At 68.5% G+C, this 14,696-nt stretch carries 13 protein-coding genes and 7 pseudogenes; 4 read left to right on the top strand and 16 right to left on the bottom strand.

Annotation, left to right across the window (positions count from 1 at the left end; translation table 11 throughout):
• Positions 1-49: 49 nt before the first annotated feature.
• Positions 50-469, bottom strand: a complete 420-nt coding sequence (locus tag HED23_RS15730) for a hypothetical protein (protein WP_203187776.1) — start codon at positions 467-469, stop codon at positions 50-52.
• 3 nt (positions 470-472) lie between these two features.
• Between HED23_RS15730 and HED23_RS15725 the strand changes: the two are divergent.
• Positions 473-771: pseudogene (locus tag HED23_RS15725) on the top strand (site-specific integrase); the annotation flags it as partial.
• A gap of 830 nt (positions 772-1,601) precedes the next feature.
• On the opposite strand, the pseudogene HED23_RS15720 reads toward HED23_RS15725, so the two are convergent.
• Positions 1,602-1,817 (bottom strand): annotated as a pseudogene (locus tag HED23_RS15720) (ATP-binding protein); the annotation flags it as partial.
• A gap of 593 nt (positions 1,818-2,410) precedes the next feature.
• Between HED23_RS15720 and HED23_RS35135 the strand changes: the two are divergent.
• Positions 2,411-2,629, top strand: a pseudogene (locus HED23_RS35135) (transposase); the annotation flags it as partial.
• 48 nt (positions 2,630-2,677) lie between these two features.
• Here the strand turns inward: HED23_RS35135 and HED23_RS15710 are convergent.
• On the bottom strand, positions 2,678-3,226 hold the full coding sequence (locus HED23_RS15710) for a DUF4262 domain-containing protein (RefSeq protein WP_238441973.1): 549 nt from the start codon (positions 3,224-3,226) through the stop codon (positions 2,678-2,680).
• 204 nt (positions 3,227-3,430) lie between these two features.
• On the opposite strand from HED23_RS15710, the gene HED23_RS15705 reads away from it, so the two are divergent.
• On the top strand, positions 3,431-4,258 hold the full coding sequence (locus tag HED23_RS15705) for a M55 family metallopeptidase (RefSeq protein ID WP_203184033.1): 828 nt from the start codon (positions 3,431-3,433) through the stop codon (positions 4,256-4,258).
• Here HED23_RS15705 and HED23_RS15700 read toward each other — a convergent pair.
• Both HED23_RS15700 and HED23_RS15695 read right to left on the bottom strand, forming a co-directional pair.
• Positions 4,255-4,536, bottom strand: a pseudogene (locus tag HED23_RS15700) (ATP-binding protein); the annotation flags it as partial. The gene HED23_RS15705 and the pseudogene HED23_RS15700 sit on opposite strands and share 4 nt — an antisense overlap.
• 478 nt (positions 4,537-5,014) lie before the next feature.
• Positions 5,015-5,353 carry a lysine transporter LysE gene (locus tag HED23_RS15695; protein ID WP_203184032.1) on the bottom strand — a complete coding sequence of 113 codons (339 nt, stop codon included), beginning with the start codon at positions 5,351-5,353 and terminating at the stop codon, positions 5,015-5,017.
• A gap of 260 nt (positions 5,354-5,613) precedes the next feature.
• Between HED23_RS15695 and HED23_RS15690 the strand changes: the two genes are divergently transcribed.
• Positions 5,614-8,076: an ATP-binding protein gene (locus HED23_RS15690; protein ID WP_203184031.1), complete on the top strand. Its 2,463-nt coding sequence runs from the start codon at positions 5,614-5,616 to the stop codon at positions 8,074-8,076.
• Between the two features lie 130 nt (positions 8,077-8,206).
• Here the strand turns inward: HED23_RS15690 and HED23_RS15685 are convergent.
• From HED23_RS15685 to HED23_RS15650, 11 genes and pseudogenes are all read right to left on the bottom strand, one after another.
• Positions 8,207-8,887: pseudogene (locus HED23_RS15685) on the bottom strand (NUDIX domain-containing protein); the annotation flags it as partial.
• On the bottom strand, positions 8,865-9,059 hold the full coding sequence (locus tag HED23_RS35130; protein WP_238441972.1) for a hypothetical protein: 195 nt from the start codon (positions 9,057-9,059) through the stop codon (positions 8,865-8,867). The gene HED23_RS35130 and the pseudogene HED23_RS15685, both read right to left, overlap by 23 nt.
• Positions 9,056-10,096: a bifunctional GNAT family N-acetyltransferase/NUDIX hydrolase gene (locus HED23_RS15680; RefSeq protein ID WP_203184030.1), complete on the bottom strand. Its 1,041-nt coding sequence runs from the start codon at positions 10,094-10,096 to the stop codon at positions 9,056-9,058. The genes HED23_RS35130 and HED23_RS15680 overlap by 4 nt, the downstream gene beginning before the upstream one ends.
• Complete coding sequence (locus HED23_RS35890; RefSeq protein ID WP_338019595.1) at positions 10,093-10,926, bottom strand: phosphotransferase; 834 nt, start codon at positions 10,924-10,926, stop codon at positions 10,093-10,095. The genes HED23_RS15680 and HED23_RS35890 overlap by 4 nt, the downstream gene beginning before the upstream one ends.
• 325 nt (positions 10,927-11,251) lie before the next feature.
• Positions 11,252-11,578 (bottom strand): annotated as a pseudogene (locus HED23_RS35885) (NUDIX domain-containing protein); the annotation flags it as partial.
• A complete protein-coding gene (locus HED23_RS35125; protein WP_238441971.1) occupies positions 11,575-12,030 on the bottom strand; it encodes a hypothetical protein in 456 nt (151 codons plus the stop codon). The gene HED23_RS35125 and the pseudogene HED23_RS35885, both read right to left, overlap by 4 nt.
• Positions 12,031-12,056: 26 nt before the next feature.
• Entirely contained in the window at positions 12,057-12,434 is a 378-nt protein-coding gene (locus tag HED23_RS35120; protein WP_238441970.1) for a class I SAM-dependent methyltransferase, read from the bottom strand.
• Complete coding sequence (locus HED23_RS15665) at positions 12,431-13,105, bottom strand: protein-L-isoaspartate O-methyltransferase family protein (protein WP_238441969.1); 675 nt, start codon at positions 13,103-13,105, stop codon at positions 12,431-12,433. The genes HED23_RS35120 and HED23_RS15665 overlap by 4 nt, the downstream gene beginning before the upstream one ends.
• A gap of 4 nt (positions 13,106-13,109) precedes the next feature.
• Positions 13,110-13,568 (bottom strand): annotated as a pseudogene (locus tag HED23_RS36085) (restriction endonuclease); the annotation flags it as partial.
• A gap of 43 nt (positions 13,569-13,611) precedes the next feature.
• Positions 13,612-14,283, bottom strand: a complete 672-nt coding sequence (locus HED23_RS15655; RefSeq protein WP_203184029.1) for a restriction endonuclease — start codon at positions 14,281-14,283, stop codon at positions 13,612-13,614.
• On the bottom strand, positions 14,283-14,495 hold the full coding sequence (locus HED23_RS15650) for a hypothetical protein (protein WP_203184028.1): 213 nt from the start codon (positions 14,493-14,495) through the stop codon (positions 14,283-14,285). The genes HED23_RS15655 and HED23_RS15650 overlap by 1 nt, the downstream gene beginning before the upstream one ends.
• Positions 14,496-14,696 lie beyond the last annotated feature (201 nt).

Below are 14,696 nucleotides of genomic sequence, written 5' to 3'. Positions count from 1 at the left end.
CGACTGAACCATACGGGTTGGGCGTGAACGGGCGGAGTGGCGGAAGCAGTCAGTCCGTCGCCTCGGCGTTACCGTGGCGCCCAGTCAGTGGCGGGTGGACGTGACATCGCCGTTGCCGCGGCGTTGGGATCGTGGCCCCACGACGGGCGCCGGCCCGGCCCGGGGAACGGTAGCAGGTGCGCGCGAAGCCTGGATTACGGACCTCAACGAGTCGTCGGATCTGCCCCAGAGCAGGACGAAGCCGGTCCATGGTCTCCTCGGCAGCCGTCGCTTCATCGGTCTCCACCAGTGGGAGCAGGTCCGTGCGCACAGAGTCGAGCATGTTGTCGAGCACCGGTGTGGTGAGAACTTCGACCGTGAAGGCGCTGTCCTGGAGCCCGACTTGGGCGAACCGATTGCGCATAGCAGCCAGGGCGGTGAAGTAGCGGGGCGCGAGCAGCGTCGTTTCCGGCGCACACTCGGGCAGCACGCGGCTGCGCGCTTCTGCCCACTCTCGTGGCTGGGGTGGTGCGGTGAGCGAGGGTACGACGGCCCGGCGGTCCCGGGCTGGGCGAAGCGGTTTACCCCGCCGGACTCCGAGACGCCTGCTCGCTCGGTAATGGCGATCGACCGGCTGATCGCGCGGCGGGAGGTGCATCTGCGGGAGAAGACGCTGTAGGGATGCTTTGCGAGACCACCGCCCGCGCCGAGGAGATCCTGGGCGTCAACATCGAGGAGCTGGGCCTCGCCGGACGCCGGGCCCCGGTGAAGGGCAAGGGCACCCGTCCTCGGTTGAGTTCGGCGGTACCCGGCCTGTCGGCGCTGTCGCGAGGGTGAGCGGGGCGCATCCCTTGGTGCGCGGGGTCGACGTGCTGCGGAGTTCCGTATTCGGTGGGGGCGGATGGTCCTGCACCGGGGAAGAACAGGTGGTTGTCGGCTTCGTAGACACGGACATCGACTTCCGGGCGGCCGGCCAGGCCCGTCCGCCATCGCACGAGGTTGTCGGCGACGGTGACCTGGTAGTCGCGTCCGCCTTGGAGGATGAGCATCGGCTTGCTGAGTCCGGCCGCGATCGCGACCGGGTCGTAGTCACGCAGTTCGAGCCAGTACGGTGCGGACAGGTGTCCGCGTACTCCTCTGCGTGCACTGCCAAGTACAGAGATACGTGCACCGCAGTTGCTCCCGTTCGGTGGCCTGCTTCAGTTCCCGTAACGTCTGGTCTCTCAAGTGTTGGAGAGCGATGGAGGGGGATGCTTGGAGGAGAGCGAAGCACGGAGACTCGCTGAGGAGTTCGGCCGGACCCTGACTGACCGTTGGGACGAGTGGGCCTTCGAGCTTGGCCTGTGGGCGACCCCGGCCGTCACGGGCGTCTATGGCTTCACCTGGTATCCCACGGCGAAGGACGAAGAGGGGCGCCAGATCAGGGTCGGGGGGAATTGGCCGATCCTCGTCGACCAGGACACGGGGTCGTGTCGAGTCGCGCAGGGGCCGAAAGAGATGGCCGCACTCAGAAGCACGTCAGAGGTTCGCACTGCGCGTTGGCGCGACGCCACCGCTCGTCGGCGGCCCCGCCTTGGCGGCGGGTAGCTCGTCCTGGGACAGCTGCCGAGAGGAGCTGCCCTTCAGGCGGCGTCTGTGTCTCGTTCGATGGCGGCGAGGCGGTTCTTGAGGCGGTGGCTGGGCCCGTTGATGGAGATGACGTCGCAGTGGTGGAGAAGTCGGTCCAGGATGGTGGTGGCCAGGACCTCATCGCCGGACACCTGCCCCCATTCGCTGAAGATTTTGTTCGAGGCCAGGATGGTCGAGCCCTTTTCGTAGCGCTTTGAAATCACCTGGAACCATCGGATCGTACGGGGTGGCCACCTGGACCGGCTTCCCGGGCGGCCAGCTCACTGTCGCGGGCCTCGACCGGATTGCTACGGAGGCAGCCGGTACGTCAGGACACCACCTGAGGACGATTCAGCTTCCCGTCAGCCTCGTCGAGGACACCGCACTGTGCCAGGCGCTGCAGGGACGGGGACCGAGCACCCACGCCCACGACCGCGGATGGGGCGTGCAGGCCTGCGCCCCGCTCCACGGCGGGACGCTTGCTCATCTGGACGACGGCAATGCTCTCGCCGAAATCATCCGCCCTGGCACAAACGTTGCTGAGGCGATGACGTGCCGGGGCGGAGAGCGGCATGCTCCTGCCGCTGGTCGAGCATCAATCCGTCTTCGGTCCGTGGCCGGGCTCGTCTCTCGGTATCGATGGCCGGTGGCCGACCCGAGGACCCTGAGCAGCGGCCGGGACCCAATCCTTGGGCCAGCGTTGGCTTTCGAACGCCGGCCCCCTGCACCGCGCCGGGCTTCCTCAGAAGTGTAGAGGGCGGGCGGAGTGGACCGTGACCTCGGCTTCGGGGAAGTGGGCATGGTAGAGAGCCGATACCAGCCCACGCTCCCCGCCTGGATCGACGCTGTCGATGCCAGCCGGCTGCCCGGGCTCACCGGTTTCGCACTCCATCTGCGCCGAGACGTGGACGCCGTGATTGCCGGGCTCACTCTGGACTGGAGCTCGGGCAGTATCGAGGGTGCTGTGAACCGCATCAAGAAGATCAAGCGGCAGCTCTACGGGCGGGCCGGATTTGAACTCCTTCGCAAGATGATCTTGCTTCAGTGCTGCATCGCCTTGGTGCCGGCTCTCCACCCACCGCATCACCGGTCAGAGTTCGGTCGTCCAGATTCCGGCCGGATGGTCACTCGGAGGCAGCCACAACTGAGGCTGTGACTCGCGATGCCTCTCCTCCGCGCTCTCATCCCAGTGGAAACGGCCCTCGGCGTCAGGCCATGCGACTTGCACTACAGGGAGAGGCAGCCGCTGGTAGAAGCCGATGGCCTGCCCAAAGAAGGTCCGGTGCCAGCCGCGATCGACCTGCCTGAGCGCGACTCGATGGCCGGCGACAACATCAGGATAGCTCTGGCCGTCTGCCAGTGCTTCGCCTGCGGCGGACTTCTCTCCGAGGGAGTTGAGCATGCGATGCATGGTGTGGACATCGAGCCCGAACATGGCGAGTTCAGGTCCGCCGTGGGTGTGCGCGAGGCCGATCGTGTAGGCGAATCCAGGACCGATCTCGTCTTCGGGAACCATCACGACGTGCCATCCGTGCTGCTGCACATGCTCGATGACCGTCAGATCCATGCGGTCCGCTTCGTCCCGGCCGCCGTAGTCATGGCACAGGACACAGCGGCACTGAAACGGATCAGCAGTCATGTGCGGAGGGTACGAGGTGAGGCCCTATGTCGAGTCACCGGGGCTTGGACCCTTCTCAATCGAACAGCGCCCTCACCCTCTGCGATGGCTCCCCAAGATCTGTGCCAGAACCGAGAAATAGAGTCAGTGCGTGGGGACGGCCTGGCCGACAAGATCAGGGATTCATGTAGGCCGGGCGCACGGAGCACGTAGACTCCTGAGGTTATGCAGGTACTGATCTCTGTTGACATGGAGGGCGTCTCGGGGATCGTGCATCCCACCGAGACGAACCCGGATGGCTACGACTACGCGCGTGGCCGGGCGTTGATGACGGCTGAGGCGAACGCTGTGATCGCCGGTGTCCTGGATGCCGAACCCACGGCCGAGGTGCGGGTCGCCGACGCACACGGCCCCTTCCGTAATCTGCTGCCCGAAGAGCTCGACCGCCGGGCGCACCTTGTCCGTGGCAAGCCGCGGCCCCTGGGCATGCTCGGCGGACTCGATGAACAGACCGACGCGGTCCTGCTCGTCGGCTACCACGCTCGCGCCGGAGACGGACCGGCCGTACTGGCACACACGATGAACGACGGCATCCTCGACGTGCGCGTGGCCGGAGGCTCCATGGGCGAGATCGGCCTCAACGCCGCCATGGCCGGACACCTGGACGTACCGGTCGTGCTACTCAGCGGCGACGACAGCGCCTGCGCCGAACTCCAAGATCTGCTCCCCTCCACCGTCACCGTCGCGGTCAAGCAAGCACTCGGTCAGGGCGCTGCCGTCACCCTGCACCCCGAAGAAGCTCGGGAGCGGCTGCGCCGTGCGGCCGCCGAAGCCATCACGCGGCGCGCCCAGGTTTCACCGCTGACCCTTGCTGGACCGCTCGACGTCGAAGTCGACCTTTGCGCGCCGTTCATGGTTGACCTGGCGACACTCGCGCCAGGGGTCTCACGCGGTGAAGATGGCCGGACAGTCACCTTCACCGCCGCCGACTTTGCCGAGGCCTACCGGCTCATCCTGCTACTCGCGCAGCTCGCCACCATCAAACCTGGTTAGGGTTCAGCCGGCTCTTCGGTACGTGCTCGGGTGCTGTCGAGACGGTAGGAGTCGGCGCTGGTCTCGATGATGGTGCCGTTGAAGGTGCGGCGATCGACGATGGCCGCTGAGGGGCGGGGGTCGGTAAGGGTCTTGGTCCAACCGTCGAAGGGTTCGTTGCAGGCGATGGCGACGCTCTTCTTCTCCTCGCGCTCGGGCAGGACCTGGAAGAGCAGTTCGGCGCCGTGGCGGTCGAGTTCCATGTAGCCGAGCTCATCGATGCAGAGGAGATCGACGCTGCTCGGCTTGGTGGTGGCCTCTGCCAGGAGTACCTCGGCCCGAGTTTCGCAGCCGTCGTCGTCCTCGTCGATCCAGAGGCGGAAGGCGTCGCGGTCGTAGCCGTCACGGCGCTCGTTGCCGTCGGGGATGGCCGCGATCGCGTCGGGCAGGCTGAGGGCATCTGCCCCCGGGTGCGGGGCCCTCTCGGGCAGGTGAGGCGGCTGACGCGGTGGAGGTCGGTGTGCTTTCCGCAGGTTGCGGCTGCGCGTTGCAGCCGACCAGGGTGGCGCTGGGTACGACAGCGGTAAACGCAGCGAGGCGGCTACGGGGCACGACGGGCTTCAGAGCTTAGGTAATGATGCCGCGTCATGTTCACAGAAGGCGGTGAAATGGTGACAGTAGGCCATGTGTGCTGTTGGTAGCCCCAGTGGGGGTGTTGATCGTCGCAGGGAGCCTGGAGAACTGGGGCGCTTCGAAGCGGCGGCCGCCGGACTCGTTTCACAAGCAGTTGCAGTCCGAGGCGTAGAACAGCAGGAAGACAGCCGTCGCGGCAGCCAGTGTGAAGCCGCCTGTGGCCACAGCGGCCACGCCTCGACGGTGGCGGCCCTTTGAGGGCTCACGGAAGGCTCCCCAAGCGCCGTAGGCGAGGAAGAGGCTGAGCACGCCGGCGCCCGCGACGGTCAGGCGCGGGCTGAAGGACCAGCTCAGGTAGGCGATGAGACCCAGACAGAAAAGCAGGGCACATGCCAGCAGACCGAGGATCACCTCGGCAACGGCCTCGCCCACCGATTCCATCAGGAAATCGCCGATTCCCTTCGCCGCCCTGCGGACCCCCACGGCACTCCTCCGTCTTCGCGAACGACGCGCCCCTCGAGGAGGGGCCTTGGGACGGAGGACACACCTTGGGGCGAAATGGTTGCCGAGGTGCTCAAGGCCTTGAACCAGCGACCCGGGCCCCTTCCAAGGGCCCCTTCCCCGAACGCCCAGGGGCCCAGCGGTCGGGACGTCGCCTTGGTAGGCATGGGCATCACGGGATCGTGCTCGCGAGACGCCACCGCTGCCCTACCGCCTGACCTCCCCGGCCAGCCTTCAGCAGCGTGGCCGTCGCGCGAGCGCTGGAGGCGCAGGCACCCGGCAACGCCGAGCGGTTGCCTGCGATCGGCCGGGAGATCTCCGATCTCGCAGCCAGGCTTCAGGAGACAGCCGGGCGCGGGTGGCGCCGTCGAATCGGCGAGAGCAGCTTCGTCCAGGCGGGCGAGACGGGCGCCCTGCCGCAACAGCGCGGTGAACGGGGTCGGCGGGACGTGCAGCGTGATGGTGCTCCGCACGTGCCCGGCCCCTGGGCTCTTCTCGGGCACAGCATGGAGCAAGCAACGAGCTTTGTCGGCCGGACACCCGAGCTCATTGCAGGCAGCGCGCTGATCGAGCGCTGCCGCTTCGTCACCCTCGTCGGCGTAGGAGGCGTGGGCAAGACCCGGCTGGCCCAGCGCCTGACCCGAGAGGTAGCACACCGCTTCGAGCACGGCGTCCACTGCGTGGAGTTGGCCGATCTCCACCACGACCCCTCGGTGGCTGCGACAGTCACCGCGGCATTCGGTCTCCAAGTCTCAGCAGAACAAGATCCGTTGCGTGAGCTTGCCATGGCATTGCAGGGACGTAGGGTGCTCCTACTCCTTGACAACTGCGAGCATCTGCTGGACGGGTGTGCACGGACCGTTCGAACGCTGCTGGCCTTGCTGCCGCGACTCCGCGTCCTCGCCACCAGCCGTCAGCCCCTCGACATCGGCGAAGAGCACGTGCTTCGGGTGATGCCCCTGGATGTTCCCCTCTTGAGTAACGGGGTCGGGGGCCAGGAGGACGCCACAGGGGAAATCGGTCCGGAATCCTCAGCCATCGCCCTCTTCGCAGACCGAGCCGAGGCCGCTTGTCCTGGGTTCCGGGTGACCAGCACCAACCAGACGGCGGTCATTCAGGTATGCCGCATGTTGGACGGCCTACCCCTGGCTCTGGAGATTGCCGCACGCCGGCTGCGAACGCTGACGCTGCAGGAACTTGCGCAGCGGATCGAGCATCGGTTTCGCCTGCTCGGTCCGGGAGACGGTGAGCGCACCGCACATCCGCGACATCGCGCACTGCGTGCGCTGTTCGAATGGAGTTGGGACCTGTGCACCGATGACGAACGGGCCGCCTGGCAACAGCTGTCGCTGTGCGCCGGGGGAGTGCTGCTGACTGATGCCGAGCAGCTCTGCGGGGCCACCTTCACGCCCGGAACGCGGCCTCCGGTCAGCGACCTCGCTGTCGACGCCTTCGCAACCCTGTCCGGACTCGTGGACAAGTCCCTCGCCAGCCGGGTGGACGTGGGCGGTCACACCCGCCTCCACATGCTCGAAACGGTCCGCGCCTACGGGCTGGAGCGTCTCAGGGAGAACGACCACGCGCAGAATATTGTGCGCCGCCACCGTGCCTACTTCCTCGATCTCGCGGCTCGGGCGGGAGCCGCCTACGGCTCCGCCGAGCAGGCTAACTGGTTGCGACGGTTGCGTCCCGAGCATCCCAACCTACGACAGATCGTCACGGCGGTTCCGCCGGCCGAAGAGCCCGCCGAAGCCGTCCTGCGTGCGGCTCAGGGCTTCTGGCTGCACTGTCTGACGTCGGGCAGGGTGGGCGAAGGCGCTCACTGGATGCAGGCGATCATCGACCGTCACCCATGCCCCTCCGAGTCGCCGGAAGCGGTTGTCCTCTGGCGCCGCGCCGCATGGGTTGCCGGCTTCCTGCTGCTGATGCACGGCGACCACGACAACGCCGGCCGGGTGATCGACATGGCTGACGAGCCGCTGGCAGACCTGTCCGCCGCGCCCGGCCCGACAGACCTGACGGCGGACGAAGGGGAGGAGGCCGAGGTGGCCGCCGCCTTCCTGCAACTGCGAGGGTTGGCGGCTCTCATGGAGCAGGACATCCCGCAGGCTTCCGCGTACGCGCTGTCCTCACTGGCCGTCGGGCGGTGGTCGCCAATGCTGCTGACGCAGCCACAGTGTCTTGCTCAACTCGGTCTTGCCGCGGTGATGCAAGGAGATCGCGCGCGAGCCCTTCACCTGCTGGAGGAAGCCCTCGCCATCTCCACGACGCGCGGTGACACATGGCACCGGTGCTACCTGCTGTGGATTCTCGCCATTATCCACGGAGAGGCCGGGAAGATTCCGGAGGCCCTCAGTCTTCTACGGTGCGCCCTCCGTCTCGTGGAGGAAATTGAGGAGCGCATGGGAGAGGCGGTTCTGAGCGACACCCTTGCTTGGCTGCTTGCCTCGCAGGGCGACGCCCGCTCGGCGGCACTTGTGCTCGGAGCCGTGGACCGTGTGTGGAAACCCTCTGGTGTTCCCCAGCATTTCGGATTCGCTCATATGGCCGCTCACCGACGGCGAGCCGTGGAACAGGTACGTCAAGCGCTCGGGCAGACGGTATACACGCACGTCTACCAGGCGGGCCCACGTCGCGCTCTGCGCGACGTGCTGGAAACCGTCTTCGTCGGCCATGGAGCACTGGACGGAGGCCACATCCAATAGGACTACAACGGCATCGAGCGCAGGACGGACAATGCCCCTCTCGAGAGGAGCGCGCGTGGACCGAGTAGGGAACGTGGGCGGCGGCGTGCCATTCCCAGCGGGTGAACTTGTGTGGCTCCGCGGTGGTGAGGGTGCCGGTGAAGCCGGCGATCCGAATCACGGCAGTCAGTCGCGGGACACCTTGGGCGGCGTCGGTGAGGATGGTCACCACGGCGGCGCCGGTGGCGTGCAGGCCGGTCTCCTCGGCGAGCTCGCGCACCCCGGCTCCGTCCAGCGGCTCGGCGCCCTCGATCTTCCCGCCCGGAATTTCCCACATGCCACGTTTGGACCAGCCGAGCAGAACGCGACCGTGCTCGTCGGTGACGACGGCCAGCGCCCCGGCAACGGCGTAGCCGGTGGCTGGCACGGACCGTTCCATGGCGACCGTGTCCGCGCACGGCCCGCGCAGGACCAGTGCTGCCGTGTCGCCGACGGCGATGCGCTGAACGCTCGTCCATCCGCAGGTGAGGGCGCTGACCTCATCCTCGTCCAGTGCGATGTGCCGCTTCTCAACGGGAGTGCCCGGGGCCAGCGGGGTGATGACCAGCATGGTGCCGCCCTCGCGCAGCCGGCGTCCGAGAGCGTGCAGGACACGGGTGCGGTCGTTCACGAAGGCCACCGACATCCGGAAGACCACCAGGTCGTACAGGGTGTCGTCCAGGGGGGCGGGGTCGTCGCGTTCGATGTCCAGGCGTAGCCAGCGCACCTTCGCGTCGGGGTGGTCTGTGCGGGCCCGCGCGAGCGCGGCGTCAACCGCGTCGAGGGCGTCCACCTCGTACCCGAGCGAGGCAAGGGTAGACGGACATCTCACCCGTTCCGCAGCCAACGTCGAGCGCACGGCCGCCCTCGGGCGCCGGTGCGTGGTCGACCAGCAGGGTCTTCTCCTCGTTCCCGAGCCGCCGGAAGCCTCGCCCCTTGGACCAGTCGATGCTGCTGACGCTCATGCGTCCCCCCAGATGTCGACGTATGCGGCCACGCCGGTGCGGCGGGCCTCCTCCACTGCGCGCAGCCGCACGAAATCGCGTGCCGGCATCAAGGCCTCCCACTCGGCCAAGGGCATCACGCGGGCCTCGTCGTGCTCGCGCGGATTGAGGCTGATGCCCCGGATCTGCTCAGCGGTGAGGCGCCCGCCATCGAAGATCAGCTGCAGCGTGCTGTACGGACGGTGGGCCCGGGGCTGCCCGTACACGGTGGCCAGCAGCTGGGGCGGACCCGCGGCGGTCATGCCGGTCTCTTCCCGGCACTCACGCACCGCCGCGTCCCAGGGCCGCTCGCCCAGATCCATCGCGCCGCCGATCATGTGCCAGGGGTGGCCGGGGGAGTAGACGGAGTGCAGCTGAAGCGGCCGGTCGTCCTCGTCCGTGACGTAGAGACACACGAACGCGGCCGCCCGGGGCAGCGCGTCGGCGTACTGCTGCGGCGGCACACACGTCGAGTCCGGCTGCGCACCGGCCGCTGCAACGGCGGATTGGCTGTGGCGGGTCATCCGCATGAGCGCCGGACTGCCTGTAAAGCCGAACTCCCGGTACAGGAGCGCGGCCTCCGCGCTGGTGTGCAGCTCGAACAGTGTGACGTTCTCGACGTCGGCGAGGTGGTCGAGGAGTGCGGAGACGACGGCCCGGGCGCAGCCGCGGCGCCTGTGGTCCGGGTGCGTGGCGACCACGTGCACGCGGGCGGCCCGGCCCCGTGGGTAGTTCGGCGCTGCCAGGACGGGGTGAATCAGGCCGAGGGCACAGGCGGCCATCGTGCCATCCGGGGCGTCGACGACGAAGGCCCGCGCGTCTCCCCTCGGCGTCAGCCGTGGCACCAGTTCGTCCGTGCACCGCCGGACCCAGTCCTCGGTCAACGGTGCGGACAGGACGTACTCGGAGCGCATCCGGATGATGGCCTCGGCGTCAGCGGGCGTTGCCGCGCGGATCGGCGATCGCCGTGCATCGACCTGCGATTCGGCAGCGGCGGTGGGTTCCGTGTCGGCGTTCACGAGGGATCTCCAGTCGGTGAGAGGGCTGCACGATGCTCGGCGCGCAGTCGGGCCAGCGTCCGCCGGCCGCGTTCGACCAGCTCGAGATCGCCGTGGGCGGTGCCGTACGCGATCCCGCTCATGGAATCGAGCGCTGCGTCGATGAGCAGCCGGGTCTGCTCGGCGGCGGGCAGGGACCTGCCGTACCCAGCCAGAAAGGCCTCGGGGAGGCCGGTCCAGGCGTCGGACAGGCGGACCAGATCCCGTACGGCCGGTCCCGGCTCACTGCGTTCGAGGTCGATCACCGCCACGAAGACGTCGGGATCGTCCGTCTCGTCTGCGAGGTCGGGGATGTAGAAGATGTTGCGGAGCTGGAAATCGCCGTGGGTCTCCACCCAATCCAGCGGCGCCAGAGTCGTCGCCTGCCGGACAAGACCGCGGACGAACTCGGCATCTCCCGGCTTCAGGTGCAGCCCTGCCGCGGCCAGGTGCCGTTCGGCATTCTCGATAGTCTGGCCGCTGCCGCTGCCGCTGCCGCTGCCGCTGCCGCTGCCGCTGCCGCTGCCGCTGCCGCTGCCGCTGCCGGCGGGGGCGTCCCGCGGGGGAGAGGCGTGGTGGATTCGGCGGGCCGGCGCGCCGATCCCGCGGAAGACTGCCTGCTCCTGCGGCGGGGACAGGACGACGCCGTGCAGAGGGTGGCCCGGCACCGCCGTGAGTACCACCGCCCTGAGTTTCTCGTCGGCCGCCACCAGCCGGGGCGCAGCTGCGCCCAGTAGCGGAGCCCATGTGCGTAATGCGGTCACCTCCCTCTGGTGGAAGCGTCCGTCGTGGTGGACCTTGACGAACCACACCCCTCCCTCGGCGCCGTGCGCCCGCCACACCTGGCTGCCCTCTCGCGCCCAGGAGGCGTCCGTCCAGCCGGTGATGCGTCCGACGGCCTGTTCGGTGAACTCCCGCAGCCGCAGGACCGGTCCGGACGTCCCGGCCGCTGGGACGGGACGGCACCGGTCGAAAGCCGGGTCGTAGGCGATCGGGGTCCCCGGGCTCCTGGAAGTGCACGGCCATCATCTGGCCGGACCGGTAGGTGTCCAGCCCGGCCCGGCAGTACGCGACCATCGGCTCAGGCAGGGCGTCGAGCGGAGACCAGCCCATCGCGTCGCACACGGCCGGCTCCCGGATGTAGGGGGCGCCCTGCCAGGTGCGCACCTCGAAGAACATTCCGGCCCTGGCCTTGCCGCCAGGGCTGCGGTGGTGCACTGCGACCGCGAAGCGGACGTCCGCCGCGTCGATGCTCACGCCGGCCTCATCCGCCGCCTCGCGGATCAGCGCGTCGATGACGTCCTCGTGCGGTCCGTCAAGGTGACCGGAGACCAGATGCCACAGGCCCGAGGCGTAAACATCACCGGCCCGGCGGGACAGCAGGACCTCTGCGCCCGCCTCTGTGCCGCGACGCAGGAGCAGGTGGACGTCGATCGGCTCTTGGTGACGCTGCTGCCCGCTCACGAGGAACTCCCGGGCCGGCGGGCCATCAGTACGGTGAACACCGCTTCCTCCCGTAACATCCCGTTTTTAGCGTGCACGTCCAGCAGTTGGCGGGCTTCGGCTTCGAACGCCTCGTGTCGGTCCGCGAAGAGTTCGGGCCGGGCGAAGGACGTGCTGCGGAGGTTGCCGACCACCGTCTTGGGTGTCCACGCGCGGGCCACAGGGAATCGGTGTTCGCGCAACTCGCTGAACGGTGAGGCGGCCAAGTCGTCTTCGTAGGTGCGGCCGGGCGTGGCGTAGCTTCCGCGTGTGCCGGCACGACGGTCCGGCCCGAGGTAGGTCTGGATCAGCTCGCGCAGCGCGCCGGTCCACTCGGCGTCATGGGTCCAGAGGCTCCCGTCACCCATGACCGCAACGGTGGCGTGCGGCGCGGCCACCCGGTCCGCCATCTCCAGAACAGCGGCGCGGTCCATCCAGTGAAACGCCCGACAGCAGGTGATCAGATCAGGTCCCCGCCCGGGTGGTTGCGAGGTGAAGGTGTGGGCCTCACCGACGTACGCCGATACCGAGCACGCCCCGGGGGGGCTTCTTTCAGCTCCGCCACCGCCTGGGCGAGCATCGCCTGGTTGACGTCGACCAGATCGACATGCGCCAGCCGCGGCACGACGGACAGCAGTGCACGAGGTACCTGAGCGGTCCCGGTCCCCAGGTCCAGCAGCACCGGTGCCGGCACTCCGTGCAGGGTCGCGGCAAGCAGGCGAACGGCAGCATCCGGCACTCCGGGTCGGTAGCGGGCGTACTCGGCAGTCGTCGTGCCGAAGAGCGCCTCCCCAAAGGCGGCGGAGTCGGCGGCCGGCCCGCCGGAGCAGGTGGTCACTGTGCGACTCCAGAGGTACGAGGGAGGTCGGGAAGAGGCCAGGTGAGAGTGGCGCAACTGGTCGTCGCCAGCTGGGCGCCGTCGGCTTCCATCTGCAGGAGGTAGGTATGGGGGGAGCCGGCCGCACGCCATCGGCCGGCGACGTCGTGGATCTCCTCCCAGATGTCGCGCGGCCCGTCGACGGTGACCTCCCAGCGGCGATGCCCGACCGGGCGTGCCCGCATCCAGGACCCGCATTCCGGTGCGCCGATCGCCAGGTCCTCCGCACCGAAGTGGCGGACGAGGCCCGGGTGGAGGTAGTCCAAGGCCAGCCACATGCCGCGCTCGGTGTCCGCCGGGGGGACAAGGCGGCTGTGCTGGGTCCAGCGACCTCCGTGGGTGGTGATCCGTTCGCGGAAATCGGCGGACTGAAACAGCCGGTCGAAGCCCATGCCACCGCGGTGCCCGAACTCCACCGCGCGTAGCTCCGCAACGAGTTCTCCCGTGGCAGTCTTGGTGATCACGGCGAGGCCTGGCCAGGACGGCGACGATGTGCCCAACGTCATCAGGGCGCGGCCGCCCGGCGCGAGCTGGTCGACCAGGGCCGACGGGATGCGGGGCACGGCGAAAGACACGAAGATCCGGTCGAACGGCGCCCCGTCCGGCCAGCCGGCCGTCCCGTCCCCGGTCACCACGGTCGCTGTCGCGGGCGGTGACGTCCACGCCGAGGTCACCGGCGCCGCCGACCCGGCGTGGGCTGAGGAATCCGTCGCGTGCCAGCAGATCAGAACATGCCTGTTCGAAGCCCGTCGCGCTCATCGAGGACAGCTCCTTCATCCTGAAGGTGAGCATGTCCGGTCCGGCAAAGACGTCGGGAGCTGTGAGCGTCTCCTCTGGACTGACGTAGACAGCGGGCGAGGCGTCGGACACGAACGCCACCAGTCGGCCCAGCATGAGGAACAAGAGCAGCCCGCCGACCGCGATGACCCCGGTCCACCACGGGTGGCCAGTGATCACACCCCACAGGTCCACGGTGACCCACCGGCTGACGTCCTCGGTGATCCACTCCCAGAGCATCTTGCCGATGGCCAGCGTAAGAACGGAGTAGAGCAGAAACTTCAGCAGCGGGTCGAGCGACCCGTCTTCGTCGAACACCACACCTCCCGACCTGATGAACGAGGGATCCAGATTCTGAGGATCAGGCAGCCCGCCTGAAACGGCCCGCACGGGCTGCGGACAGCCCGAGAAGCTCGTGCAACGCTGCGCCGTCCCGGGCCCAGCGCTCCAGCCTGTGTCGGTCGACCCAGTGCACGCCGTGCCGCTCGCCCCACGCCATGGCGTCACGGGTGAAGGCCCCGTTGGCGATGACGACAGCATGCGCCGCTTTGTGTACCGGCCCGGCGGTGCCCTTCACCGCGTACATCACCGAGGAGCCCACCTTCCCGCCGACGCGGGTGTGTTTGGCCTGCACCACGATCCGACCGAGCCGCGGATGGTCACCGATGACATCGGCGGCCTGGTCCCCCGCACCTTCGACCCTGCGGGCCGTACAACCGTCGCGGACCAGCAGGTCCCGCAGGGCATGCTCGAAGTGGCGGTCGTCCATCGCGTCGAACTCGACGAGGGCGATCCGAAGCGCTGCCACCCGCTCTGTCTCCCGGCGCCGCCGTGTGCTCGCCTGCCGCAGGCGCCATGCGCCCACCGCTCCCACGAGCAGGACGAGCGTCAGCAGAAGGGGCCAGACCTGCGCCAACGCGCCTGCCGCGGCCACCAGCATCCGCAGCGCGAGTACGAGCACGGCCACCACGACAACGGCGGCTGAGACCACCTCGGCCGTGCCGCGAGGGCGCCGCAACCGCGGCAGCGCCATCAGTGTGGGCTCTGCGCGGAGGCGGCCGGCTTCGGATCAGCAGCCGGTGTAGGGACAGTGGACTCGCCGAACCCGAAGACCTGCCCCCACAGCCACGCGCCCGCCAGCAGACCGGCGATCATCCAACTGCTCATCCGCTTCGCGCTACGCGGCTTCGGGTTGCGGCGGATGTGCCCGCGTACGCGATGGAACCCGTCCGGCACCTTCGACATGCTGTTCCCCTCCCGCCGGCGGGCCGCGGAATGCGGCCCGTCCCATAAGGAATTGGTGTAGCAACGGGCACTGACAAAAACTGGTGGATCATTACGGGGCGCAGCCTGGCAAAGCTCGATCAAGCCACCGCAGCCTCCGCGACCCTGTCGTCCCGGCTTTTCCCTGTTCCAGGCGGCTTCACCTCGGGCGACCTGCTTCCC

The sequence above is a fragment of the Streptomyces pratensis genome, assembly GCF_016804005.1.
Classification (GTDB): domain Bacteria; phylum Actinomycetota; class Actinomycetes; order Streptomycetales; family Streptomycetaceae; genus Streptomyces; species Streptomyces pratensis_A.
This window is presented reverse-complemented; position numbering and strand designations above follow the sequence as displayed.